Below are 23,370 nucleotides of genomic sequence, written 5' to 3' on the forward strand. Positions count from 1 at the left end.
AACTAGGATGAACAAAGAGATTCTGGCTGTTGTTGAAGCAGTTTCCAATGAAAAATCCCTTCCGCGCGAGAAGATTTTCGAAGCGCTGGAAACTGCATTAGCCACCGCAACCAAGAAAAAATACGAGCAGGAAATCGACGTGCGCGTCAGCATTGACCGTAGAACCGGCGATTTCGATACCTTCCGCCGTTGGGTCGCCGTAGACGAAGTGACTCAGCCAACGCGTGAAATCACGCTGGAAGCCGCTCAGTTTGAAGATCCGAGCATCGAGCTCGGCGGCTACGTCGAAGATCAGATCGAATCCGTGACCTTCGACCGTATCACCACCCAAACCGCCAAACAGGTTATCGTGCAGAAAGTGCGCGAAGCCGAGCGTGCGATGGTGGTCGACGCTTTCCGTGAACACGAAGGCGAGATCGTCACCGGCGTGGTGAAGAAAGTGAACCGCGACAGCATCGCGCTGGATCTGGGCAACAACGCCGAAGCGGTGATTGGCCGTGAAGACATGCTGCCGCGCGAAAACTTCCGTCCGGGCGACCGCATTCGCGGCGTATTGTACGCCGTGCGTCCTGAAGCTCGCGGCGCGCAGCTGTTCGTCAGCCGTTCCAGCTCGGAAATGCTGAAAGAACTGTTCCGCATCGAAGTGCCGGAAATCGGCGAAGAAGTGATTGAAATTAAAGCGGCAGCCCGCGATCCTGGCTCCCGCGCGAAAATTGCAGTGAAAACCAACGACAAGCGCATCGACCCGGTCGGCGCTTGCGTAGGCATGCGCGGTGCGCGCGTTCAGGCCGTGTCGAGCGAGCTCGGCGGCGAACGTATCGACATCATCCTGTGGGATGACAACCCTGCGCAATTCGTCATCAACGCCATGGCGCCGGCCGACGTCGCGTCGATCGTGGTAGACGAAGATAACTGCACCATGGATATCGCCGTTGAAGCCAGCAACCTGGCGCAGGCGATCGGCCGTAACGGCCAAAACGTGCGTTTGGCTTCCCAGCTGCTGAAACAACACCGCGGCGACGATCGTTGGGAACTGAACGTGATGACGGCGGACGACCTGCAGGCCAAGCACCAGGCCGAGGCTCATGCCGCTATTGATACCTTCACCAAGTATCTTGATATCGACGAAGATTTCGCCACCGTACTGGTTGAAGAAGGCTTCTCCACGCTGGAAGAGCTGGCCTACGTGCCGATCAAAGAGCTGTTGGAAATCGACGGTCTGGATGAAGATACGGTTGAAGCATTGCGCGAACGCGCCAAAGCTGCATTGACCACGCTGGCCCTGGCACAAGAAGAAAGCCTGGGCGACAACAAACCGGCCGACGATTTGCTCAACCTGCCGGGTCTTGAGCGCAGCATGGCCTTTAAACTGGCCGCGCGTGGGGTTTGTACGCTGGAAGATCTTGCCGAGCAGGGTGTTGACGATCTGGCTGATATTGAAGGGCTTAGCGATGAGCAAGCCGGCGAGCTGATCATGGCTGCACGCAATATCTGTTGGTTTGGCGACAACGCGTAATAACTGTAGCAGGAAGGAACAGCATGACGACAGATGTAACCGTAAAATCGCTGGCAGCAGAGATTCAGACTCCGGTTGATCGCCTGGTACAGCAGTTTGCTGATGCAGGGATCAACAAGTCCGAGTCGGACTCTGTTACCCAGCAAGAAAAAGAAACATTGCTGGCGCACCTGAACCGTGAACACGGCAGCGCGCCGGGTAAACTCACTTTGCAGCGCAAAACGCGCAGCACCTTGAATATCCCGAGCACCGGCGGTAAAAGTAAATCGGTGCAAATTGAGGTCCGCAAGAAACGCACTTATGTAAATCGCGATACGCAGGAAGCCCAGTTGGCTGAAGCGGCAGAGCAGGCACAGCGTGAAGCGGAAGAGCAGGCACGGCGCGAAGCGGAAGAGCTCGCAAAACGCGAAGCGGAAGCGAAGCGCGCAGCCGAAGAGCAAGCCAAACGTGAGGCCGCGGAGATTGCTAAGCGTAATTCAGCGGAAAAAGAAAAAGTGACCAATCAACATACCGACGAAATGACCAAGCCAGCTCAGGCGGAAAAAGCACGCCGTGAAGCCGAAGCCGCTGAACTGAAACGCAAAGCGGAAGAGGAAGTGCGCCGCAAGGTTGAAGAGGAAGCCAAGCGCGTGGCGGAAGAAGCCCGCCGCATGGCCGAAGAGAACGGCGAGAAGTGGGCCCAAGCCGACGCGGCAAGCGCTGCGGTTGAAAGCGCCGACTATCACGTGACCACCTCTCAGCACGCCCGTGCTGCTGAAGACGAAAACGACGCCAAAGTTGAAGGCGATCGTCGCAGCCGCACCCGCGGCGGCAAAGCCACCAAGCAGAAGAAAGGCAACAAGCTGTCCGAATCCAAAGCGGATCGCGAAGAAGCGCGCGCCGTTACCCGTGGCGGTAAAGGCGGCAAACGCAAGCCTAGCGCTCTGCAGCAGGGCTTCAACAAGCCGGCGCAGGTGGTTAACCGCGACGTGGTGATCGGTGAAACCATCACCGTAGCCGAGCTGGCCAACAAGATGGCGGTAAAAGGTTCTCAGGTCATCAAAGTGATGATGAAGCTGGGCGCCATGGCCACCATCAACCAGGTTATCGACCAGGAAACCGCACAGCTGGTTGCCGAAGAGATGGGCCACAAAGTTATCCTGCGTCGTGAAAACGAGCTGGAAGAAGCGCTGATGAGCGACCGTGATACGGGCGCTGCGGCTGAACCGCGTGCGCCGGTCGTGACCATCATGGGCCACGTTGACCACGGTAAAACCTCTCTGCTGGACTACATCCGCTCCACTAAAGTGGCGGCGGGCGAAGCCGGCGGCATTACCCAGCACATCGGTGCCTACCACGTAGAAACCGAGAACGGCATGATCACCTTCCTGGATACCCCGGGCCACGCCGCGTTTACCTCGATGCGTGCTCGCGGTGCTCAGGCAACTGACATCGTGGTTCTGGTGGTGGCGGCTGATGACGGCGTGATGCCACAGACCATCGAAGCTATCCAGCACGCGAAAGCGGCGCAGGTGCCATTGGTGGTTGCGGTTAACAAAATCGACAAACCGGAAGCCGATCCGGACCGCGTTAAGCAGGAACTGTCTCAGTACGGCGTTATGCCGGAAGAGTGGGGCGGCGAAGCGCAGTTCGTCCACGTGTCCGCGAAAGCCGGTACCGGTATCGACGAACTGCTGCAGGCTATCCTGCTGCAGGCCGAAGTTCTGGAACTGAAAGCGGTACGCAGCGGCATGGCGAGCGGCGTAGTGATCGAGTCCTTCCTGGATAAAGGCCGTGGCCCAGTGGCTACCGTGCTGGTTCAGGAAGGTACGCTGAACAAGGGCGACATCGTCCTGTGTGGCTTCGAATACGGCCGTGTGCGTGCGATGCGCGACGAATTGGGCCGTGAAGTGACCTCCGCCGGTCCGTCTATCCCTGTGGAAATCCTGGGTCTGTCCAGCGTGCCTGCAGCGGGTGACGAAGCGACCGTAGTGCGTGACGAGAAGAAAGCGCGTGAAGTGGCGCTGTATCGTCAGGGCAAGTTCCGCGAAGTCAAACTGGCGCGTCAGCAGAAGTCCAAGCTGGAAAACATGTTCGCCAACATGACCGACGGCGAAGTGTCCGAGCTGAACATCGTACTGAAATCCGACGTTCAGGGTTCTTGCGAAGCGATCAGCGACTCGCTGCTGAAACTCTCCACCGACGAAGTGAAGGTGAAGATTGTCGGCTCCGGCGTAGGTGGTATCACCGAAACTGACGCGACGCTGGCTGCGGCTTCCAACGCCATCATCCTGGGCTTCAACGTGCGTGCCGACGCTTCTGCGCGCCGCGTGATCGAAGCGGAAAGCCTGGATCTGCGTTACTACTCCGTGATCTATAACCTGATCGACGAAGTGAAGCAGGCGATGAGCGGTATGCTGGCGCCGGAATACAAGCAGCAGATCATCGGCCTGGCCGAAGTGCGCGACGTGTTCAAATCGCCTAAGTTCGGCGCTATCGCCGGCTGTATGGTTACCGAAGGGACCATCAAGCGTCACAACCCAATCCGCGTACTGCGCGACAACGTGGTTATCTATGAAGGCGAGCTGGAATCCCTGCGCCGCTTCAAAGATGACGTTAACGAAGTCCGTAACGGCATGGAATGTGGTATCGGCGTTAAGAACTATAACGACGTGCGCGTCGGCGACATGATCGAAGTGTTCGAGATCATTGAGATCCAACGCACCATCGCTTAACGATTGCACATCTGCTTATATCTGTTTACGGGGGGCCTTTGTGCCCCCCGATTTGTCTGGAGAATCCAAAATGGCAAAAGAATTCAGCCGCGGTCAACGCGTGGCGCAAGAGATGCAGAAAGAGATTGCGATCATTCTGCAGCGTGAAGTGAAAGATCCGCGCGTCGGCATGGCGACCGTTTCCGGCGTGGAAGTGTCCCGTGATCTGGCGTACGCCAAGGTTTACGTCACCTTCCTGAACGTGCTGACCGAGAACCACGATCCGGATCTGGTCAACAACGGCATCAAAGCGTTGCAAGACGCTTCCGGTTACATCCGCACCCTGCTGGGCAAAGCGATGCGCCTGCGCGTGGTGCCGGAGCTGACCTTCGCCTACGATAACTCCCTGGTGGAAGGCATGCGCATGTCCAACCTGGTGACCAACGTGGTGAAGAACGACGCCGAGCGCCGTTCCGCCTCAGGCGATGACAAGGAGGACTGATGAGTCGCCCTCGTCGCCGCGGCCGTGATATCCACGGCGTGCTGTTGCTGGACAAGCCGCAGGGTTTGTCGTCCAACGATGCGCTGCAAAAAGTAAAGCGCCTGTACAACGCCAACCGGGCGGGTCACACCGGCGCGCTCGATCCGCTGGCGACCGGCATGCTGCCTATCTGCCTGGGTGAAGCGACCAAGTTTTCGCAATATCTGCTCGATTCCGACAAGCGCTATCGGGTGATCGCCAAGCTGGGGCAGCGTACCGATACCTCGGACGCCGACGGTCAGATCGTGCAGGAGCGCCCGGTGAACTTCACCCAGGCGCAGCTCGACGCGGCGCTGGACACCTTCCGCGGCGACATCCAGCAGGTGCCGTCGATGTATTCGGCGCTGAAATACCAGGGCAAGAAACTCTACGAGTATGCGCGCCAGGGGATTGAAGTGCCGCGCGAAGCGCGCAGCATCACGGTGTACGAGCTGCAGTTTATCCGCTGGGAAGGGGATGAGCTGGAGCTGGAGATTCACTGCTCGAAAGGCACTTACATCCGCACCATCACCGACGATCTCGGCGAGCTGCTGGGCTGCGGCGCGCACGTGATCTATCTGCGTCGCCTGCAGGTGGCGACTTACCCGATCGCGCGCATGGTGACGCTGGAACAGCTGAACGCCTTGCTGGCGCAGGCGCAGGAACAAGCGATCGCCCCCGGCGAGCTGCTCGATCCGCTGCTGATGCCGATGGACAGCCCGGTTGAGAACTATCCGGAAGTGAATTTGCTGCCGGTGGTGGCGGGCTACGTCAAGCAGGGGCAGCCGGTGCAGGTGGCCGGTGCGCCGGCCTCCGGTATGGTGCGTATCACCGAGGGTGAAGAGCGGAAATTCATCGGCGTTGGCGACATCGCCGAGGATGGTCGCGTGGCGCCGCGCCGCCTGGTGGTCGAACATTTCGACTGACGGCGGGGCACTGCGTCGCCTTGCGATCGCACTGCGCTAAGAGTAGAATGGCGCAGCTTATGCATTGGGTTGCTGAATTAGAGATCGGCGCCTGTTTTTATTATCTATAATCTGGAGTATTACAATGTCTCTAAGTGTTGAAGCTAAAGCTCAAATCGTAGCTGATTTCGGTCGTGGTACTAACGACAGCGGTTCTACCGAAGTTCAGGTTGCCCTGCTGACTGCGCAGATCAACCATCTGCAAGGCCACTTCTCCGAGCACAAAAAAGATCACCACAGCCGTCGTGGTCTGCTGCGTATGGTTTCTCAGCGTCGTAAGCTGCTGGACTACCTGAAGCGTAAAGATGTAGCACGTTACACCAGCCTGATCGAGCGTCTGGGTCTGCGTCGCTAATCTAGCAAGTTTCAGTGGAAAGGGGCCTATTTTGGCCCCTTTCTTCTAGGAAGCATAAGCAAATCAGGTTAATGTATTACTGATGTTTCCAAACAGGCTCTTCCGTTACAGAGGTTCGCGCGGCTAATGAGAGGCTTTATCTCCCGCCTGAGATAAGGATTGTCATTAGTCGCGAGGATGTAGTGAGAAGGCAAATCGAGTCACAGGCGTGTCGAGTCGTCAATGCGATTGCGCGCCGCTAATCAAGGATATAATTTTGCTGACACCGATCATTCGCAAATTCCAGTATGGCCAGCATACCGTCACCATCGAAACCGGTATGATGGCTCGTCAGGCCACCGCCGCCGTTATGGTGAGCATGGATGACACCGCCGTCTTCGTTACCGTTGTTGGCCAGAAAAAAGCCAAGCCGGGCCAGAGCTTCTTCCCGCTGACCGTTAACTACCAAGAGCGTACCTACGCCGCTGGTCGTATCCCGGGCAGCTTCTTCCGTCGCGAAGGCCGTCCGAGCGAAGGCGAGACCCTGACTTCCCGTCTGATTGACCGTCCGATCCGTCCACTGTTCCCGGACAACTTCCTGAACGAAGTTCAGGTGATCGCGACCGTGGTTTCCGTTAACCCGCAGGTGAACCCGGACATCGTTGCGATGATCGGTGCCTCTGCCGCCCTGAGCCTGTCCGGTATTCCGTTCAACGGCCCAATCGGCGCAGCGCGCGTAGGTTACATCAACGATCAGTACGTGCTGAACCCGACGACCGACGAGCTGAAAGAAAGCCGTCTGGACCTGGTGGTTGCTGGTACTGCCGGTGCGGTGCTGATGGTTGAATCCGAAGCGGACGTGCTGAGCGAAGATCAGATGCTGGGTGCCGTGGTATTCGGCCACGACCAGCAGCAAGTGGTTATCGAGAACATCAACGCTCTGGTTGCCGAAGCCGGCAAACCGAAGTGGGATTGGCAGGCGCCTGCGGTCAACGAAGCGCTGCACGCGCGCGTGGCTGAACTGGCCGAAGCTCGCCTGGGCGACGCTTACCACATCACCGAAAAACAAGAGCGTTACGCTCAGGTTGACGCGATCAAAGACAGCGTAGTTGAAACCCTGCTGGCGCAGGACGAAACGCTGGACGCCGGCGAAATCCAGGACATCCTGGGCAACGTCGAGAAGAACGTGGTGCGCAGCCGCGTACTGCGTGGCGAGCCGCGTATCGACGGCCGTGAAAAAGACATGATCCGTGGCCTGGACGTGCGCACCGGCGTACTGCCGCGCACCCACGGTTCTGCGCTGTTCACCCGTGGCGAAACTCAGGCGCTGGTTACCGCGACCCTGGGCACCGCGCGCGACGCCCAGAACCTGGACGAGCTGATGGGCGAGAAGACCGACAGCTTCCTGTTCCACTACAACTTCCCTCCGTACTCCGTAGGCGAAACCGGCATGGTCGGTTCTCCTAAGCGTCGTGAAATCGGTCACGGTCGCCTGGCGAAACGCGGCGTATTGGCTATGATGCCTAAACCGGAAGATTTCCCGTACACGGTTCGCGTGGTGTCTGAAATCACCGAATCCAACGGTTCTTCTTCCATGGCTTCCGTGTGCGGCGCGTCTCTGGCGCTGATGGACGCCGGTGTGCCAATCAAGGCCGCCGTTGCGGGTATCGCGATGGGCCTGGTGAAAGAAGCCGATAACTTTGTGGTTCTGTCCGACATTCTGGGTGACGAAGATCACCTGGGCGACATGGACTTCAAAGTGGCCGGTAGCCGCGACGGTATCACCGCGCTGCAGATGGACATCAAAATCGAAGGCATCACCCGCGAAATCATGCAGGTGGCTCTGAACCAGGCCAAGGGCGCGCGTCTGCACATCCTGGGCGTAATGGAACAGGCTATCAGCACCCCACGCGGCGATATCTCCGAATTCGCACCGCGTATTCATACTATCCGCATCAACCCGGATAAGATTAAAGACGTGATCGGTAAGGGCGGTTCCGTTATCCGCGCGCTGACCGAAGAGACTGGCACTACCATCGAAATTGAAGATGATGGTACAGTTAAAATCGCAGCGACCGACGGTGAGAAGGCGAAATTCGCTATCCGTCGTATCGAAGAGATCACTGCAGAGATCGAAGTGGGCCGTATTTACCAGGGTAAAGTGACCCGTATCGTTGATTTCGGCGCGTTCGTCGCTATCGGCGGTGGTAAAGAAGGTCTGGTGCACATTTCTCAGATCGCCGACAAGCGCGTCGAGAAAGTGACCGACTATCTGCAGATGGGTCAGGAAGTGCCGGTTAAGGTACTGGAAGTTGACCGTCAGGGCCGCGTGCGTCTGAGCATCAAAGAAGCGATGGCGCCGGAAGCAGGTTCACCTGCGCCTGAAGCAGAATAACTGTATAGATAGTTTTACAGCTCCCCGCCATGGGGTTGGGAGCTGTTCGTATCGCGCGGGTAGGATGCCCGCGTTTTAGCAAACGGAGGACAGGACGTTCATCCAATGTTTGTCTTCGGGAGTGGGAAATGAAGCCTTTCTTGCGCTGGTGTTACGTTGCGACAGCACTCATGCTGGCAGGATGCAGCAACCATGATTGGCGTAAAGACGAAGTTTTGGCAATCCCGTTGCAGCCAACGTTGCAGCAGGAAGTGATCCTGGCGCGCATGGAACAAATTCTTGCCAGCCGGGCACTGACGGATGACGAACGCGCACAGCTTTTATATGAGCGCGGTGTGCTGTATGATAGCCTCGGGTTACGTGCATTAGCGCGCAATGATTTCTCGCAGGCGCTGGCGATACGTCCCGACATGCCGGAAGTTTTCAACTACCTGGGCATTTACTTAACGCAGGCAGGCAATTTTGATGCTGCCTATGAAGCGTTTGATTCTGTACTAGAGCTTGATCCAACTTACAATTACGCGCGTTTAAACCGGGGCATCGCACTGTATTATGGCGGCCGCTTCCCGTTGGCGCAGGATGATCTGCAGGCGTTTTATCAAGACGACCCAAACGATCCCTTCCGTTCGTTATGGCTGTATCTGGTGGAGCGAGAAATCGATCCCAAGAAGGCCGAGGTAGCGCTTCAGCAGCGCTATGACAAAGCGGACAGAGGGCAATGGGGATGGAATATTGTCGAATTCTACCTGGGCAAGATCAGCGAAAAAACGCTGATGGAACGCCTCAAGGCAGATGCAACGGATAACACTTCGCTCGCTGAGCATCTCAGTGAAACTGACTTCTATTTGGGTAAACACTACCTGAGTCTGGGGGACAAGGACACCGCTTCGGCGCTGTTCAAACTGACGGTGTCTAACAACGTTCACAACTTCGTTGAGCACCGCTATGCATTGTTGGAATTGGCGCTTTTGGGCCAAGAGCAAGACGACCTATCGGAATCGGACCAGCAATAGCTGACGAACACCTATCAGCCTGATGGACATTGGTTTTTAACCAAAGTTATCGCCTTAACGGGCGAGGGCTTTTTTGTTCGTTTTATAATCTAATTTGAGCCGGTTCACACTTTTCAATGAAAATGACTGAAAATTTTCTCGACGAGTTATGTAGACTGGCTGCCATTATTAATGAGGCACGTGTACATGACGACTGAGTTTGAAACCTCTTTTGCTGATCTGGGGCTGTCTGCTCCAATCATTTCCGCCCTGAACGATCTGGGCTATGAAAAACCATCTCCGATCCAGGCTGAGTGTATTCCTCACCTGTTGAACGGCCGCGACGTGCTGGGCATGGCACAGACCGGTAGTGGTAAAACTGCAGCGTTCTCGCTGCCGCTGCTGCACAACCTGCAGGCAGACCTGAAAGCACCTCAGATCCTGGTGCTGGCACCGACCCGCGAACTGGCGGTTCAGGTTGCTGAAGCGATGACCGATTTCTCCAAACACATGAACGGCGTCAACGTGGTAGCCCTGTACGGCGGCCAGCGTTACGACGTGCAGCTGCGCGCTCTGCGCCAGGGCCCGCAAATCGTTGTGGGTACCCCAGGCCGTCTGCTGGACCACCTGAAACGCGGCACCCTGAACCTCTCTAACCTGAGCGGCCTGGTGCTGGATGAAGCCGACGAAATGCTGCGCATGGGCTTTATCGAAGACGTAGAAACCATCATGGCTGAGATCCCGGCTGAACATCAGACCGCGCTGTTCTCCGCCACCATGCCGGAAGCGATCCGTCGCATCACCCGCCGCTTCATGAAAGAGCCGCAGGAAGTGCGCATCCAGTCCAGCGTGACCACCCGTCCGGACATCAGCCAGAGCTACTGGTCGGTCTACGGCATGCGTAAAAACGAAGCGCTGGTGCGTTTCTTGGAAGCCGAAGACTTTGACGCGGCGATCATCTTCGTTCGTACCAAGAACGCGACCCTGGAAGTGGCCGAAGCGCTGGAGCGCAGCGGTTACAGCAGCGCCGCGCTGAACGGCGACATGAACCAGGCGCTGCGTGAGCAGACTCTGGAGCGTCTGAAAGACGGTCGTCTGGATATCCTGATCGCGACCGACGTTGCGGCCCGTGGCCTGGACGTTGAGCGCATCAGCCTGGTTGTCAACTACGACATCCCGATGGACTCCGAGTCTTACGTTCACCGTATCGGCCGTACCGGTCGTGCGGGCCGCGCCGGCCGCGCGCTGCTGTTCGTGGAAAACCGCGAACGCCGCCTGCTGCGCAACATCGAACGCACCATGAAGCTGACCATCCCTGAAGTGGAACTGCCGAACGCAGAACTGCTGGGCGAGCGTCGTCTGGCCAAGTTCGCCGCGAAAGTTCAGCAGCAGCTGGAAAGCAGCGATCTGGACCTGTACCGCGCACTGCTGACCAAACTGCAGCCGGAAGAAGAGCTGGATATGGAAACTCTGGCCGCAGCGCTGCTGAAAATGGCACAGGGCGAACGTCCGCTGATCCTGCCGCCGGATCCGGTCTTCAAGCCGCGTCAGCGCCGCGAGTTCAACGACCGTGACGATCGTCGCGGTGATCGTGGCGACCGTCGTGACAGCCGTGACGGCGATCGTCCGCGTCGCGAACGTCGTGACGTTGGCGAAATGCAGCTGTACCGCATCGAAGTGGGCCGTGACGATGGCGTTGAAGTTCGTCACATCGTTGGCGCTATCGCTAACGAAGGCGACATCAGCAGCCGTTACATCGGTAACATCAAGCTGTTCGCTTCCCACTCCACCATCGAGCTGCCAAAAGGTATGCCGGGCGAGATCCTGAATCACTTCACTCGCACTCGCATTCTGAACAAGCCGATGAACATGCAACTGCTGGGCGATGCACAGCCGTTCGAACGTCGCGAGCGTCGTGACGGTGGCAACGGTGGCAACGGTGGCGAGCGTCGCGGCAACGGTCGTCCGTTCAACGGCGAACGTCGCGAAGGCGGCCCACGTCGCTCCTTCGGCGAACGTCGTGAAGGCGGTAACGGCGGCGAGCGTCGTGGCGGTAACTACAACCGTGACGGCAAGCCGGCGCCACGCCGTGATGACGGCGCACCGGCAGCACCACGTCGTCGTTTCGGCGACGCGTAATCGCTGATTCGCCGTTCGCGGTGAAGCGCTCTGAAAAACCAGCCTGCGGGCTGGTTTTTTTATGCCTGAAAGTTGCCGTCAAACGTCCCTGAATGGCGTATCATTCATAAGGTTTTTTCTTACGGATGATATGCACGGGAGATGCCATGAGTTGGCAGCAGTTTAAATCTCAATACCTGGTGCGCTTTTGGGCGCCGCTGCCGGCGGTGATCGCCGCCGGGATCCTTTCTACCTACTACTTCGGCATGACCGGCACCTTCTGGGCGGTGACCGGCGAGTTCACCCGCTGGGGCGGCCATGTGCTGCAGTGGTTCGGCCTGCACCCCGAGCAGTGGGGCTATTTCAAGGTCATCGGCCTGCAGGGCACGCCGCTGGAGCGCATCGACGGGCGGATGATCATCGGCATGTTCGCCGGCTGCATCGCCGCCGCGCTGTGGGCCAACAACATCAAACTGCGTCAGCCGCAGCACCGCATTCGCATCGTGCAGGCGCTGCTGGGCGGCATCATCGCCGGCTTCGGCGCACGCCTGGCGATGGGCTGCAACCTGGCGGCATTTTTCACCGGCATTCCGCAGTTCTCGTTGCACGCCTGGTTCTTCGCGCTGGCGACCGCCGCCGGCTCCTACTTCGGCGCCAAATTCACGCTGCTGCCGATGTTCCGCATTCCGATCAAGTTGCAAAAGGTGAAGGCCGCCGCGCCGCTGACGCAGAAGCCTGAGCAGGCGCGTCGCCGTTTCCGGCTGGGCATGGCGATCTTCGGCCTGGCGGTGGCCTGGTCGCTGTGGACGCTGTTCGATGCGCCGAAGCTCGGCATCGCCATGCTGTTCGGCATCGGCTTTGGCCTGCTGATCGAGCGCGCGCAGATCTGCTTCACTTCGGCGTTCCGCGATCTGTGGATCACCGGGCGCACCCACATGGCGAAAGCCATCATCATCGGCATGGCGGTGAGCGCCATCGGTATCTTCAGCTATGTGCAGCTGGGCGTGGCGCCGAAGATCATGTGGGCCGGCCCGAATGCGGTGCTCGGCGGTTTGCTGTTCGGCTTCGGCATCGTGCTGGCCGGCGGTTGCGAGACCGGCTGGATGTACCGCGCCGTGGAAGGGCAGGTGCACTACTGGTGGGTGGGGCTGGGCAACATCATCGGCGCTACGCTGCTGGCCTATTACTGGGACGACCTGGCGCCGGCGCTGGCGACCGACTACGACAAGATTAACCTGCTCGATACCTTCGGCCCGATCGGCGGCCTGCTGGTGACTTACCTGCTGCTGGCGCTGGCCTTCGCCGCCATGCTGTGGTGGGAGAAACGCTTTTTCCGCGCCCGGCCTGAGGCGCAGGTGGTGAATTTGAGGAGCATGCCATGAAAGAGACGACGATAGTGCCGGACTACCGGCTGGACATGCTGGGCGAGCCTTGCCCGTACCCGGCGGTGGCGACGCTGGAGGCGATGCCGCAGCTGAAGCCGGGGGAGATCCTGGAGGTGATCAGCGATTGCCCGCAGTCGATCAACAACATCCCGCTCGATGCGCGCAACCACGGCTACAAGGTGCTGGATATTCAGCAGGATGGGCCGACCATCCGCTATCTGATTCAGCGTTAACGCCAAGGCGGTGGGGTTTCCACCGCCTTTTCGCTTTTTAGCCCTTCACGATGTCGCCTTTTACCCCGGCGACAATCTCGAACGAACGCAGCCGCGCCTGATGATCGAAAATCTGGCCGTTGACCATGATCTCGTCAGCATCGGTTTCACGCAGCAGCGTTTGCAGCCCGTGGCGCACCGTATTTTCGTCGCCGACGATCGACATCCGCAGCGCCTGCTCGACGCCGTATTGCTCACCTGCGGTCCACAGCGCGTGGATGTTATCCACCGGCGGCGGCAGCGGGCCGGGCGAACCGCGGCGCAGATTGATGAACTGCTGTTGCATCGAGCTGAACAGGAAGCGCGCGTCGCGGTCGCTGTCGGCGGCGATCACGTTGACGCACACCATGGAGTGCGGTTGCGCCAGCTGTTTGGAGGGTTTGAAGTTCTCGCGGTACAGCTGCAGCGCCTGGAACAGCATATCCGGGGCGAAGTGCGAAGCGAAGGCGAACGGCAGGCCGAGCTGTGCCGCCAGCTGCGCGCTGTAGAGGCTGGAGCCGAGCAGCCAGAGCGGCACATGCAGCCCCTGGCCCGGCACCGCCTGCACCGGCTGGCCGGGCTGCGCATCGCAGAAGTAGTTTTGCAGTTCCTGCACGTCGCGCGGGAAGGTATCCACGTCGCCGGACAGGTGGCGGCGCAAGGCCATCATGGTGCGCTGATCGGTGCCAGGCGCGCGGCCCAGCCCCAGATCGATGCGGCCGGGGTAGAGCGATTCCAGCGTGCCGAACTGCTCGGCGATCACCAGCGGCGCATGGTTCGGCAGCATTACGCCGCCGGAGCCGAGGCGAATGCTTTGGGTGCCGGCGGCCAGATAGCCCAGCAGCACCGAGGTGGCGGCGCTGCCGATGCCGGTCATGTTGTGGTGCTCGGCCAGCCAGTAGCGCTGGTAGCCCCAGCGTTCGGCGTGTTGCGCCAGATCCAGCGAACAGTGGAAAGCGTCGCGCGCTTTGGCCCCTTGCGGGATTGGCGATAAATCCAGTACCGACAGCGGTACGGCAGTGTTTTCAGTCATGGCATCGTCCATCAGAGAGTGGATCGCTTAAAGGGCGATTGCAGAGGTCTGCATACCAAAAAGCCGAAAATGATGCTTTTTAGTGTTAAAAGCATAATCCAATTTATAGTTATAAAAGAGGAGATATGTGCTTGTGATATCCTCATGAGAGCAATGGTGTTTTTTGGAGCAATTTGAAATATGGAAATGATGATACTCGCCCGCCGCTTACCGTTCCGGGAACTGACATAATGAAAAAAAAGACGTTGTTTACCCTATTGCTGATGATGGTGGCGATCGCATTGGCGATCCTGTTCCGCGCGCACAACCAGGATTTGTTGCTGCAGGGTGAAGTGGATGCGCCTGAAGTGATCGTCGCTTCCAAAGCGAAAGGCCGGGTGGTTGAACGCCTGATTGAGCGCGGCGACGACGTGAAAAGCGGTCAGCTGATCATCCAGCTCGACAGCCCTGAACTGATAGCGCAACTGCGTTCCGCACAGGCGACGCGCGACGAAGCCAAGGCGCAGCTCGACCAGTCGCTGAACGGCACCCGTGAAGAGAGTATCCGCAACCTGCGCGCCAACCTGGCGCAGGCCGAAGCGCAGTACCGCAATGCGCAAAATGACTACAATCGCAACCTGAGCGTGGCCGGCAAAGGCTATATCTCGAAGTCCGAGCTGGACGCTTCGCGCCGCGCGCGCGACACCGCCTTCCAACAGGTACAGGCGGCCAAAGCCAATCTGGATGAAGGCATCAACGGCGATCGCGTCGAGCTGCGGCAACAATATGCGGCGGCGCTGCGGGCGGCGGAAGAGAACCTGCTGCAGATCCAGGCGCAGACCGACGACCTGCAGGTAAAAGCGCCGGTGGATGGCGAAGTGGGGCCGATCCCGGCCGAAGTGGGTGAACTGCTGAACGCCGGCAGCCCGCTGGTGACGCTGATCCGGGTGCCGGACGCTTACTTCGTGTTTAACCTGCGCGAAGACATCCTGGCCCACGTGCGCAAAGGCGACAAGGTCAAGCTGCGGGTGCCGGCGCTGAAGGACAAAATGATCGACACCGAGGTGCGCTACATCGCGCCGCTGGGGGATTACGCCACTAAACGCGCCACCCGCGCCACCGGCGACTTCGACCTGAAAACCTTCGAAGTGCGCCTGTATCCGTCACAGCCGGTGGACGGCCTGCGTCCGGGGATGAGCACCTTATGGCAATGGAAAGAGTAAGGGCCGGCTGGCGCTGCTTCAGTCACGCGTTCGACAAAGAGTGCCGCGTCGCCTTTCGCAGCCCGGTGGTGCACTGGCTGAGCTGGATCTTTCCGCTGATCCTGTTTGTGCTGATCAGCAGCAACTTCTCCGAAGGCACGCTGCTCGATCTGCCGGTCTCGGTGGTGGATAGCGATCACAGCCCGCTGTCCAAATCGCTGACGCGCCGGCTGGATGCGGGTTCGCACGCCCACGTCGAGGCTTACGGCGGCGGATTGCCGGAGTCGCTGAACCGCCTGCGCAGCGCACAGGATTACGCGTTGCTGTACATCCCGCCGGACTTTGAGGCCAACGCGCTGTCGGGCAAGCAGCCGAGCGTGGTGATGTACTACAACGCGCTGTTCTACGGCGCCGGGCTGTACTCCACCCAGGACTTCGGCGGCCTGATGAACGAAATCAACGCCAGCACCCGCAGCATCATCGCCACCGAGATGGGCAAATCGCTGCCGCCGCTGGCGGACGTGACGCTCTCCTACGGCAGCCTGTTCAACGCCAGCGGCAGCTATATCTACTACCAACAGTTCGCCGCCACTATCCACCTGCTGCAGCTGTTCGTGGTGACCTGTATGATCTACGTGCTGGCGCGCAGCAAGTCGCTGCTGCAGGCCAAGCCGTTCAGCCTGGCGCTGCTCGGCAAGCTGGCGCCCTACACGCTGTGTTTCACCACCCTGCTGATGGTGGAGATCGCGGCGCTGGTGGGCATCTTTGACGCCCGCGTCAGCGGCAATCCGCTGTTTATGCTGATGATCGGCCTGTTCTACGTGATGGCGGCGCAGAGCATCGGCCTGCTGCTGTATACCTTTACCGGCAGCACCATCACCGCGTACAGCCTGATCGGTATTTTGGTCAGTATCGCAATGACTTTCTCCGGCATGGCGGTGCCTGAGCTGTCGATGCCGCTGCCGGCGCGCATCATTTCCAACATCGAACCGTTGACCCACGCGCTGTACGCGATGTTCGACGTGTTCCTGCGCCAGGTGCACGCTAGCGCCATCTTCAGCGTGTGCGCGCTGCTGGCGGTCTATCCGCTGGTGGCCGCGCTGCTGGTGCGCAACCGCCTGCCGGCGCGGCTGGCAAAAGAGGGGAACGCCGGATGAAGCTTTATTGGCAAACCTTCGTTAAGGTGCTGCTCGGCATGCTGGAGCGGCCGGTGTGGCTGATGCTGATCCTGTCGCTGTGTATCATGAGCATGGTGTACGCCAACCGCACGGTGTGGGATCTGCCGGTGGGGGTGATCGATCAGGATCACAGCGCCGCCAGCCGCCAGCTGATCCGCCAACTGGACGCCACCTCCAAGATCGCCATTGAAACTTACGACAGCCTGGAGCAGGCGCAGCGCGATCTCGGCTGGCGCAAGCTGTTTGCGGTGCTCATCATGCCGGTGGATCTGGAGAAGAAAATTCTCAGCGGGCAGAACATCGTGGTGCCGATGTACGGTGACGCCACCAACCGCCTGGCTAACGGCCAGATCCAACAGGACGTGGTGGCGGCCTACCAGCAGCTGCTGACGGAGTACAACAACGGGCTGCTGCTGCGCAGCGGCTTCAGCGAACGGCAGGCGCAGATATTGCTGACGCCGATACTGGGACAAACGCTGGACGTGTTCAACCCCGGCATCAGCTTCGCGGCGATCATCTTCCCCGGCCTGCTGGTGATGCTGTTGCAGCACTCGCTGCTGATCGCCTGTATCCGCGTCAATATCGCCATGAAGAGCATGCCCGGCGGCAAGGCGCCGCTGGCGGCGCACCTCGGCGGGCTGACGGCGCTGCTGCCGATCTGGCTGTTCCTGTCGATCGTGCTGTTCGTGCTGTGGCCGTGGGTCTTGGGCTATCGGCAGACGGCGAACATCGCCGAACTGCTGCTGCTGACCTTCCCGTTCCTGCTGGCGGTATTGGGGCTGGGCAAGCTGGTAACCGAGTGCCTGCGCAGCGTCGAGATGATCTACCTGACGCTGGCGTTCATCACCACGCCGATCTTCTACCTGTCCGGCACCATCTGGCCGCTGCAGTCGATGCCGGCTTGGGTGCGCGCCATTTCGTACAGCATTCCCTCCACCTGGGGCACCAAGGCGATCGCCGGCGTCAACCAGATGGGGCTGTCGCTGAATGAAGTGTGGGGCGACGTGGTGATGATGTTGATACTCGGCGTGGTCTATACCCTGCTGGGCTTCGGCGTGGGTTTCTTGCGCAACAGCGTGGCGCTGCGCGGGATGTTCAGGAAGCGGCGAGTGTAGGGGATAAATAAAGGCGCCATTTTCGGCGCCTTTATTATTTCATATTATCGATGTATTTAATTTGTTTTGTTTAGTTGGTTGCTGGTTTTTTTTTGATTTTTTATCTTTCCTTTGGTAATTATAATTGCCGATAGATTTAGGGAATTAATGGTCGGCGTTAATTTTATCTGTAACGTGTTATTTAAAGGATGGAATAATATGTCAACAATAAGAACGCTTACATTTGACGAGATGAAACTGATTGGCGGTTGTGGCGATGGGCATAACGGCGGCGATCGTGACAGCCCAAGCAGAGGTGCACCAAACTCTTGTGCCAATCAGGTTAGAATGGGCATTATCATTGGCGCATTTACCGGTTTTTCCGGCGGCCCGCCAGGGATGATAGGCATGGCAGTTGCCGGCGGCTTGATGGGGGCAGTTTCTTGCGCAGATAACAGCCCAGCAAGAAACAATAAGAATAACGATGGTGCTTTGGGGGGGAATAAAAATGCCAATAGTATTAATGGGCAGTGTCGCCGGTGATGTGAGTGTCGTTTTTGGGGCATCAAAATAGAGGCTTGAATAATGGCCAATAAACGTCTGGTCAACCTGCTTTGCAATATGGTGGCCTTAACATTGAGCATGTTTCTTATTTCGTTTTCCTCACTGCATATTATTTCATACGGAGAACATTTGGCAGATGCAGCCATTGCGGTTTTCACATATTTTGGTATCAGAAGCTGCTGTCTGATGGGGGTAAGCTTATTCCAGTGGTTCCACGGTGGGAATAATCGCACTCCTCTTGATAAATAAACCATGCCGGCAGCGTCCGCCGCCGGCATGGTCTTTGCTAAGACACCAACTCCAACCCCGCCACGCGGCGCCAGTAGCCGTTGCAGTCGGCGTGATCGGTCAAGGCCAGCGGCTGCTCGCCGTGCTCGTTGGCGCGGAAGGCGTCGATTTGCGCCAGCGTCTCGGTGCCCTGCGGCGATAGCCGCACGATGTCCACCAACCCCTGCATGCTCGGCAGCTCGTTGCCGAGGTTGTAGCAGTAGCCGCTCATGGTCTGGATGCCGTTGAGCACGAACACCTGCTGTTGCTCCTGGGAGCGCATCATGCGGCCCTGCGGATATTTGATGCAGCAGGTTTCGCACTCGTCCTTGCCGCGGTTCTCCGAGCGGGCGGTGAAGCAGCGCGCCGAATAGGCCAGCGGCAGGTGGCCGTAGCTCAGCACCTCCACCTCGAAGTCGTGGCGGAAGCCCAGCTCGTCGCACTGCGTCAGCAGGTTGGCCAGCCAGTCGCGCGACAGCTCGACCGGCATGCACCAGCGCACCATGCCCTGGCGGCGCAGCAGGCGCAGGGTATAGGCGTTGTAGCAGTTCAGTGCATGGCCGGCGACGAACGGCAAACCGCGTTCCGCCGCCATGTTCACCGCGCCCAGATCGTTGGCTTCAAGCAGGAACTCGCCGTTCTCCACATAGCGTTTCAGCTCATTCAGCTCGGACGGCGCCTGCAGCAGCGCCAGCGTGGAGATCACCACCTGCTTGCCGCTGCGGGCTATGTCGCGCGCCAGCGCCAGCCAATCGCCGACCTTCATCTCGCGCCGTTTGGTGCAGACGCTCTCGCCGAGGTAAATGATGTCGGCGCTGCTCTCCGCCGCCTGTTGATAGAACGCCGCGATGTCGGTTTTCGGCCAGTAGTAGAGTACCGGCCCCAGTGCGTATTTCATGTTTCCTCCGGCTACTGCCATTTGCGGTGATAGGCGCCCAGCGTGGTCTGGGTGCCTTCTGACATCGCGCCCAGCGTCTCCATCCAGGCGGCGTCGGCGCGGTAGGCGGTGGGATTGGCCTGGCAGCGGTCGATCGCCTGGCGCCAGACGCGTGCCACCTGGCTGACGTAAGCCGGGCTACGCTGGCGGCCTTCGATCTTCACCGAGGCGATGTTGGCGGCCAGCAGCTCCGGCAGCAGCTCCAGCGTATTGAGGCTGGTGGGTTCTTCCAGCGCGTGGTAGCGCACGTCGTCCACCAGATAGCGGCCCTTGCACAGCGTCGGGTAACCGGCGTTTTCATGGTCCTGGTAACGATCGATCAGCACGTCGTTCAGGCGCGACTCCATACCCTGCGGGGTTTGCTGCCAGCGCACGAAACGCGCTGGCGAGCAGGCACCGACGGTGTTCGGCGACTCGCCGGTCAGGTAGGAAGAGAGATAGCAGCGCCCCTCGGCCATGATGCACAGGCTGCCGAAGGCAAACACTTCCAGCGGCACCGGGCTGGTGCGCGCCAGCTGTTTCACCTGATGCATCGACAGCACGCGCGGCAGCACCACCCGGCCCACCTCGAAGTTGCGCTGGTAAAAACGGATCGCCTCCTCGTTGGTGGCGGAAGCCTGCACCGAAACGTGGCGCTCCAGCTGCGGGTAGCGCTGGGCGGCGTATTCCAGCATCGCCAGATCCGCCAGAATCAGCGCGTCGGCGCCCAGTTGGGCCGCCATATCCACCGCGCGCTGCCAGCGGGCGTAGCCGTCGGGATGGGCGAAGGTGTTGATGGCGATATGCAGTTTGCGGCCGTGGCGATGCACGTAATCAACCGCTTCCTGCAGCTTTTTCTCGGTGAAGTTGAGGCCGGCGAAGTGGCGCGCGTTGGTATCGTCTTTCAGACCGATGTAAACGGCGTCGGCGCCGTTATCCACCGCGGCCTTCAGGGCCGGCAGGTTGCCGGCGGGACAAAGCAGCTCCATAGATTTATCCTGGCTTAGCCGTACGCCCGGCCGGGCGCACGCTGTCTTTAAAGGTTGCCGACGGCGGTGTTCCGCCGGCAAACGCGATTTGGGGAGGCCATTTTAGGCAAAGGGGCACACACAGGTTTTGATTTGGGGCAGCTTATGGCGTATTGATAAACATGGCGGTGAAATGCACTATTTGTTGATATAGACCGCTGAAGCCGCGCGCCAGTGTGGCAAAATAGCGGTAGTCCGTATTGAAAGGAGTGGATGACCGTGTTGGAACAACTACGAGCACGCCTTGTGCGCCAGGGGCCGTCGCTGCTGCGCGTCCCGCTGAAATTCACGCCGTTCGCTCTGCAGCGCCAACTGCTGCAGCAGGTGCTGAGCTGGCAGTTCCGCCAGGCGTTGGCGGATGGCGATCTGGAATTTCTCGAATCGCGCTGGTTGAAGATCGAAGTTCGCGATCTGGCTCTACACTGGTTTATGACGGTAGAAAACGACAAACTGGTAGTCAGCCAGCACGCCGAAGCGGACGTCAGCTTCAGCGGCGACGCCAACGATCTGATCCTGATCGCGGCGCGCAAGCAAGATCCGGATACGCTGTTCTTTCAGCGTCGGCTGCAGATTGAAGGGGATACCGAATTGGGCCTGTATGTGAAAAATTTGATGGACGCCATCGAGCTGGAAAGCATGCCTGCGCCGCTGCGCATGGGGCTGCTGCAGTTGGCTGATTTTGTCGAAGCAGGGCTGCAGGAGGGCACGGCGTCGGCTTCCCGTGTGGCGGTATCATGCTGATCCGCGTAGAGATCCCGGTAGATGCGGCGGGCATCGATGCCTTGCTGCGCCGCGCCTTTGGCCGCGACGACGAAGCCGAACTGGTGCAGCAGCTGCGCGAAGACGGCCTGCTGACGCTGGGCGTGGTCGCCACTGACGACGAAGGTGGCGTAGTGGGTTACGCCGCGTTCAGCCCGGTGGACGTGGCCGGCGAAGACCGCCAATGGGTGGCGCTGGCGCCGCTGGTGGTAGACGAAAGCCTGCGCCGTCAGGGGCTGGCTGAAAAGCTGGTGTACGAAGGCTTGGATTCGCTGAACGAATTCAGCTATGCCGCGGTGGTGGTGCTGGGCGATCCGGCCTACTACGGCCGCTTCGGCTTTAAACCGGCCGCCGCCTATGGCCTGAACTGCCGCTGGCCGGGCACGGAAAACGCGTTCCAGGTGTATCCGCTGGCGGAAGACGCCCTGAATGGCGTCAGCGGCGAAGTGGCTTTTTCGGCGCCGTTTAATCGCTTTTAACCACCGGCAACAAATACTCAAGCGACAGCGGCGGGTGATTCACCAGCCGCTCTTTTTGTATTTTGCTCAGCTGTTTGACGCGGTATTCCAGCTTCAGCGCCGTTGAGCGATCCCCCACCTGGCAGTGAAACGCCAGCGTCAGCTCCCCTTTGCCGCGCAGCGCCTTGGCGCCTTTGCCGGCCTGATGCTGCGCCAGGCGGCGCGCCACGTCGGTGGTGATGCCGGTATACAGCATGCCGCTCGGTAAACGCAGCATATAGAGGTGCCAGGGAGTGGGGGAGGTGTCGGTCATCGTACGCCGTTTTGGTGGCCAGGGTCGGCGTATGATGGCATGTTCGCCATCACAATCCCATCCCCGGCCGCCGGTGCCTTACCGCTTTACCCCTTTTTTCCCGCCAGCTCGAAGCGCGGCGAAACGATGCCGTACAGCGTCCAGCCGAGGAAGGTGGCGATGGCGCCCCACATCATCGCTTCTTCACCGGAGCTGTAGAGCGCGTAGAAGCTGTACAGCGCGCCGATGCCGGCGATGATATTGGCGATGCGCGCCTTGTTGTCCGGCACCTTCGCCACTTTCTGAATAATGACCAACGCCGCCATCGACAGGATGTACGGGATGATGTTGGTCACCACCGCCAGGTTCACCAGCACGTTGAACTGTTTGTTCAACGACGGGCTGATGGTCATCAGCGACAAACCGCTCTGGATGACGACGATGGTCAGCATGCCTTTAACCGGCGCATCGGCCTTGCTCAGCTTGGAGAAGATTTTCGGGAAGAAGCCGCTGTCGGCGGAGGATTTGAACACCTGCGCGATGGTGAACTGCCAGCCGAGCAGCGAGCCGACGCAGGACATCACCATCAGCGCCATGATGATCTTGCCGACCGTCGGGTTGAACATGTGGGAGAACGCCAGCCCGAATGGGGCGGTGGAGTTGGCCAGATCCATGTTCGGCACGATGCCGGCGATCACGTTGGTCGAAACGATATAGATCACCGCCGCGCTGAGGGTGCCGCCCAGTACGGCGATCGGCACGTTGCGCTCCGGGTTTTCCACCACGTCGGTGTTGGCGCAGGCGGATTCCAGCCCCAGGAACGCCCACAGGGTCATTGAGATGGAGGCGCCGATGGCTTCGAAGGTCGGCACCTGATGCGGGTTCCAGGCGGCGACGTAGGCGCTGCCGCTGAACCAGTACCAGCCGACGATCGAGATGCCCACCACCGGAATGATCACGCCCCAGACGGTGATGCCGCTGATTTTGCCGGTGATGCGCGCGCCGCCGAAGTTGGCGACGGTCGCCAGCCACAGTACGCCGATGGTGGCGATGCAGATCCCGAGCGGGCTGAGCGTAGCGCCAAACAGCTCGGTGCCATAGCCGACGGCGGAAATGGCGATGGCGATGTTGGCGATCAGCAACGAAACGCCGTAGGTGTAGTTCGCCATAAAGTTGCCTGATTTACCGAAGGCATACTCGGCGTAGCCGCCCATGCCGCCGGATTTACGGCTGAACATGCCGCATTTGGCGAAGGCGTAGGCCAGCGCCATCGAGCCGACGGCGGTCACCAGCCAGGAAACGATCGAAATCGTGCCCACTTCGGCCAGCTTGGTCGGCAGCATAATTATGCCGGAACCCATCATATTCACGGCGGTCAGGATCGTTAATTGCACGACCCCCATTTTATTATTGGACTTACTCATGATCATT

23 protein-coding genes are annotated in these 23,370 nt (G+C 59.3%); 18 read left to right on the plus strand and 5 right to left on the minus strand.

Annotated elements, in window-relative coordinates; genetic code table 11:
• Positions 1 to 7 precede the first annotated feature (7 nt).
• The 11 genes from nusA (at position 8) to yedF (ending at position 13,151) form a co-directional block, all read left to right on the plus strand.
• The gene (nusA, locus tag ACRAWE_RS18705) at positions 8 to 1,516 is read left to right on the plus strand and encodes a transcription termination factor NusA (protein WP_019453340.1); all 1,509 of its coding nucleotides are present in this window, start codon (positions 8 to 10) and stop codon (positions 1,514 to 1,516) included.
• Positions 1,517 to 1,539: 23 nt separating this feature from the next.
• Complete coding sequence (infB, locus tag ACRAWE_RS18710; RefSeq protein ID WP_019453339.1) at positions 1,540 to 4,230, plus strand: translation initiation factor IF-2; 2,691 nt, start codon at positions 1,540 to 1,542, stop codon at positions 4,228 to 4,230.
• A 70-nt stretch (positions 4,231 to 4,300) separates the two neighbouring features.
• Complete coding sequence (rbfA, locus tag ACRAWE_RS18715) at positions 4,301 to 4,711, plus strand: 30S ribosome-binding factor RbfA (RefSeq protein ID WP_019453338.1); 411 nt, start codon at positions 4,301 to 4,303, stop codon at positions 4,709 to 4,711.
• Positions 4,711 to 5,655, plus strand: coding sequence for a tRNA pseudouridine(55) synthase TruB (gene truB / locus ACRAWE_RS18720; RefSeq protein ID WP_004933505.1), 945 nt, complete (start codon positions 4,711 to 4,713; stop codon positions 5,653 to 5,655). The genes rbfA and truB overlap by 1 nt, the downstream gene beginning before the upstream one ends.
• A gap of 124 nt (positions 5,656 to 5,779) precedes the next feature.
• Positions 5,780 to 6,049 (plus strand): 30S ribosomal protein S15, encoded by a 270-nt coding sequence (rpsO, locus tag ACRAWE_RS18725; protein ID WP_004933502.1) that lies wholly within the window; start codon positions 5,780 to 5,782, stop codon positions 6,047 to 6,049.
• 256 nt (positions 6,050 to 6,305) lie between these two features.
• The gene (gene pnp, locus ACRAWE_RS18730; RefSeq protein WP_019453336.1) at positions 6,306 to 8,423 is read left to right on the plus strand and encodes a polyribonucleotide nucleotidyltransferase; all 2,118 of its coding nucleotides are present in this window, start codon (positions 6,306 to 6,308) and stop codon (positions 8,421 to 8,423) included.
• A 128-nt stretch (positions 8,424 to 8,551) separates the two neighbouring features.
• Entirely contained in the window at positions 8,552 to 9,436 is an 885-nt protein-coding gene (gene nlpI / locus ACRAWE_RS18735) for a lipoprotein NlpI (RefSeq protein ID WP_004933495.1), read from the plus strand.
• A 122-nt stretch (positions 9,437 to 9,558) separates the two neighbouring features.
• Positions 9,559 to 9,633, plus strand: coding sequence for a protein YrbN (gene yrbN / locus ACRAWE_RS18740; RefSeq protein WP_223182019.1), 75 nt, complete (start codon positions 9,559 to 9,561; stop codon positions 9,631 to 9,633).
• The gene (locus tag ACRAWE_RS18745; RefSeq protein WP_342578821.1) at positions 9,623 to 11,554 is read left to right on the plus strand and encodes a DEAD/DEAH family ATP-dependent RNA helicase; all 1,932 of its coding nucleotides are present in this window, start codon (positions 9,623 to 9,625) and stop codon (positions 11,552 to 11,554) included. The genes yrbN and ACRAWE_RS18745 overlap by 11 nt, the downstream gene beginning before the upstream one ends.
• A 146-nt stretch (positions 11,555 to 11,700) precedes the next feature.
• The gene (gene yedE, locus ACRAWE_RS18750) at positions 11,701 to 12,915 is read left to right on the plus strand and encodes a selenium metabolism membrane protein YedE/FdhT (RefSeq protein WP_019453334.1); all 1,215 of its coding nucleotides are present in this window, start codon (positions 11,701 to 11,703) and stop codon (positions 12,913 to 12,915) included.
• The gene (gene yedF / locus ACRAWE_RS18755) at positions 12,912 to 13,151 is read left to right on the plus strand and encodes a sulfurtransferase-like selenium metabolism protein YedF (RefSeq protein ID WP_004933486.1); all 240 of its coding nucleotides are present in this window, start codon (positions 12,912 to 12,914) and stop codon (positions 13,149 to 13,151) included. The genes yedE and yedF overlap by 4 nt, the downstream gene beginning before the upstream one ends.
• Positions 13,152 to 13,188: 37 nt before the next feature.
• Here yedF and ACRAWE_RS18760 read toward each other — a convergent pair whose 3' ends face one another.
• A complete protein-coding gene (locus tag ACRAWE_RS18760; RefSeq protein ID WP_211129596.1) occupies positions 13,189 to 14,202 on the minus strand; it encodes a luciferase-like monooxygenase in 1,014 nt (337 codons plus the stop codon).
• A gap of 230 nt (positions 14,203 to 14,432) precedes the next feature.
• On the opposite strand from ACRAWE_RS18760, the gene ACRAWE_RS18765 reads away from it, so the two are divergent.
• The 5 genes from ACRAWE_RS18765 (at position 14,433) to ACRAWE_RS18785 (ending at position 18,468) form a co-directional block, all read left to right on the plus strand.
• The gene (locus tag ACRAWE_RS18765) at positions 14,433 to 15,404 is read left to right on the plus strand and encodes an HlyD family secretion protein (RefSeq protein ID WP_019453332.1); all 972 of its coding nucleotides are present in this window, start codon (positions 14,433 to 14,435) and stop codon (positions 15,402 to 15,404) included.
• A complete protein-coding gene (locus ACRAWE_RS18770; RefSeq protein WP_025159593.1) occupies positions 15,386 to 16,540 on the plus strand; it encodes an ABC transporter permease in 1,155 nt (384 codons plus the stop codon). The genes ACRAWE_RS18765 and ACRAWE_RS18770 overlap by 19 nt, the downstream gene beginning before the upstream one ends.
• Positions 16,537 to 17,676 (plus strand): ABC transporter permease, encoded by a 1,140-nt coding sequence (locus ACRAWE_RS18775; RefSeq protein WP_432525720.1) that lies wholly within the window; start codon positions 16,537 to 16,539, stop codon positions 17,674 to 17,676. The genes ACRAWE_RS18770 and ACRAWE_RS18775 overlap by 4 nt, the downstream gene beginning before the upstream one ends.
• A 147-nt stretch (positions 17,677 to 17,823) precedes the next feature.
• Positions 17,824 to 18,198, plus strand: a complete 375-nt coding sequence (locus ACRAWE_RS18780) for a hypothetical protein (protein ID WP_432525722.1) — start codon at positions 17,824 to 17,826, stop codon at positions 18,196 to 18,198.
• Between the two features lie 42 nt (positions 18,199 to 18,240).
• A complete protein-coding gene (locus ACRAWE_RS18785; protein WP_432525724.1) occupies positions 18,241 to 18,468 on the plus strand; it encodes a hypothetical protein in 228 nt (75 codons plus the stop codon).
• 37 nt (positions 18,469 to 18,505) lie between these two features.
• On the opposite strand, the gene ACRAWE_RS18790 is transcribed toward ACRAWE_RS18785, so the two are convergent.
• A complete protein-coding gene (locus tag ACRAWE_RS18790; protein WP_432525726.1) occupies positions 18,506 to 19,384 on the minus strand; it encodes a U32 family peptidase in 879 nt (292 codons plus the stop codon).
• A gap of 11 nt (positions 19,385 to 19,395) precedes the next feature.
• Positions 19,396 to 20,391: a ubiquinone anaerobic biosynthesis protein UbiU gene (gene ubiU, locus ACRAWE_RS18795; protein ID WP_432525727.1), complete on the minus strand. Its 996-nt coding sequence runs from the start codon at positions 20,389 to 20,391 to the stop codon at positions 19,396 to 19,398.
• A gap of 258 nt (positions 20,392 to 20,649) precedes the next feature.
• Here ubiU and ubiT point away from each other — a divergent pair, with 258 nt between their 5' ends.
• Both ubiT and ACRAWE_RS18805 read left to right on the plus strand, forming a co-directional pair.
• Positions 20,650 to 21,171, plus strand: a complete 522-nt coding sequence (gene ubiT, locus ACRAWE_RS18800) for a ubiquinone anaerobic biosynthesis accessory factor UbiT (RefSeq protein WP_025159594.1) — start codon at positions 20,650 to 20,652, stop codon at positions 21,169 to 21,171.
• Positions 21,165 to 21,668 carry a GNAT family N-acetyltransferase gene (locus tag ACRAWE_RS18805; RefSeq protein WP_432525728.1) on the plus strand — a complete coding sequence of 168 codons (504 nt, stop codon included), beginning with the start codon at positions 21,165 to 21,167 and terminating at the stop codon, positions 21,666 to 21,668. Before ubiT ends, ACRAWE_RS18805 begins: the two co-directional genes overlap by 7 nt.
• Here ACRAWE_RS18805 and ACRAWE_RS18810 read toward each other — a convergent pair.
• Positions 21,655 to 21,960, minus strand: coding sequence for a GIY-YIG nuclease family protein (locus ACRAWE_RS18810; RefSeq protein ID WP_139291246.1), 306 nt, complete (start codon positions 21,958 to 21,960; stop codon positions 21,655 to 21,657). The genes ACRAWE_RS18805 and ACRAWE_RS18810 overlap by 14 nt on opposite strands.
• An 86-nt stretch (positions 21,961 to 22,046) precedes the next feature.
• Positions 22,047 to 23,363, minus strand: coding sequence for a putrescine-ornithine antiporter (gene potE / locus ACRAWE_RS18815; protein ID WP_025159595.1), 1,317 nt, complete (start codon positions 23,361 to 23,363; stop codon positions 22,047 to 22,049).
• Positions 23,364 to 23,370: the final 7 nt, after the last annotated feature.

The sequence above is a fragment of the Serratia sp. BFP-2025 genome, assembly GCF_050880365.1.
Lineage (GTDB): Bacteria > Pseudomonadota > Gammaproteobacteria > Enterobacterales > Enterobacteriaceae > Serratia > Serratia surfactantfaciens.

Bases quoted from the DNA above. Each gene is read 5' to 3' on its own strand.
- nusA (WP_019453340.1), top strand. From the start codon at position 8: ATGAACAAAGAGATTCTGGCTGTTGTTGAAGCAGTTTCCAATGAAAAA.
- infB (WP_019453339.1), top strand. From the start codon at position 1,540: ATGACGACAGATGTAACCGTAAAATCGCTGGCAGCAGAGATTCAGACT.
- rbfA (WP_019453338.1), top strand. From the start codon at position 4,301: ATGGCAAAAGAATTCAGCCGCGGTCAACGCGTGGCGCAAGAGATGCAG.
- truB (WP_004933505.1), top strand. From the start codon at position 4,711: ATGAGTCGCCCTCGTCGCCGCGGCCGTGATATCCACGGCGTGCTGTTG.
- rpsO (WP_004933502.1), top strand. From the start codon at position 5,780: ATGTCTCTAAGTGTTGAAGCTAAAGCTCAAATCGTAGCTGATTTCGGT.
- nlpI (WP_004933495.1), top strand. From the start codon at position 8,552: ATGAAGCCTTTCTTGCGCTGGTGTTACGTTGCGACAGCACTCATGCTG.
- ACRAWE_RS18745 (WP_342578821.1), top strand. From the start codon at position 9,623: ATGACGACTGAGTTTGAAACCTCTTTTGCTGATCTGGGGCTGTCTGCT.
- yedE (WP_019453334.1), top strand. From the start codon at position 11,701: ATGAGTTGGCAGCAGTTTAAATCTCAATACCTGGTGCGCTTTTGGGCG.
- yedF (WP_004933486.1), top strand. From the start codon at position 12,912: ATGAAAGAGACGACGATAGTGCCGGACTACCGGCTGGACATGCTGGGC.
- ACRAWE_RS18760 (WP_211129596.1), bottom strand. From the start codon at position 14,202: ATGACTGAAAACACTGCCGTACCGCTGTCGGTACTGGATTTATCGCCA.
- ACRAWE_RS18765 (WP_019453332.1), top strand. From the start codon at position 14,433: ATGAAAAAAAAGACGTTGTTTACCCTATTGCTGATGATGGTGGCGATC.
- ACRAWE_RS18770 (WP_025159593.1), top strand. From the start codon at position 15,386: ATGGCAATGGAAAGAGTAAGGGCCGGCTGGCGCTGCTTCAGTCACGCG.
- ACRAWE_RS18775 (WP_432525720.1), top strand. From the start codon at position 16,537: ATGAAGCTTTATTGGCAAACCTTCGTTAAGGTGCTGCTCGGCATGCTG.
- ACRAWE_RS18780 (WP_432525722.1), top strand. From the start codon at position 17,824: ATGGTCGGCGTTAATTTTATCTGTAACGTGTTATTTAAAGGATGGAAT.
- ACRAWE_RS18785 (WP_432525724.1), top strand. From the start codon at position 18,241: ATGGCCAATAAACGTCTGGTCAACCTGCTTTGCAATATGGTGGCCTTA.
- ACRAWE_RS18790 (WP_432525726.1), bottom strand. From the start codon at position 19,384: ATGAAATACGCACTGGGGCCGGTACTCTACTACTGGCCGAAAACCGAC.
- ubiU (WP_432525727.1), bottom strand. From the start codon at position 20,391: ATGGAGCTGCTTTGTCCCGCCGGCAACCTGCCGGCCCTGAAGGCCGCG.
- ACRAWE_RS18805 (WP_432525728.1), top strand. From the start codon at position 21,165: ATGCTGATCCGCGTAGAGATCCCGGTAGATGCGGCGGGCATCGATGCC.
- ACRAWE_RS18810 (WP_139291246.1), bottom strand. From the start codon at position 21,960: ATGACCGACACCTCCCCCACTCCCTGGCACCTCTATATGCTGCGTTTA.
- potE (WP_025159595.1), bottom strand. From the start codon at position 23,363: ATGAGTAAGTCCAATAATAAAATGGGGGTCGTGCAATTAACGATCCTG.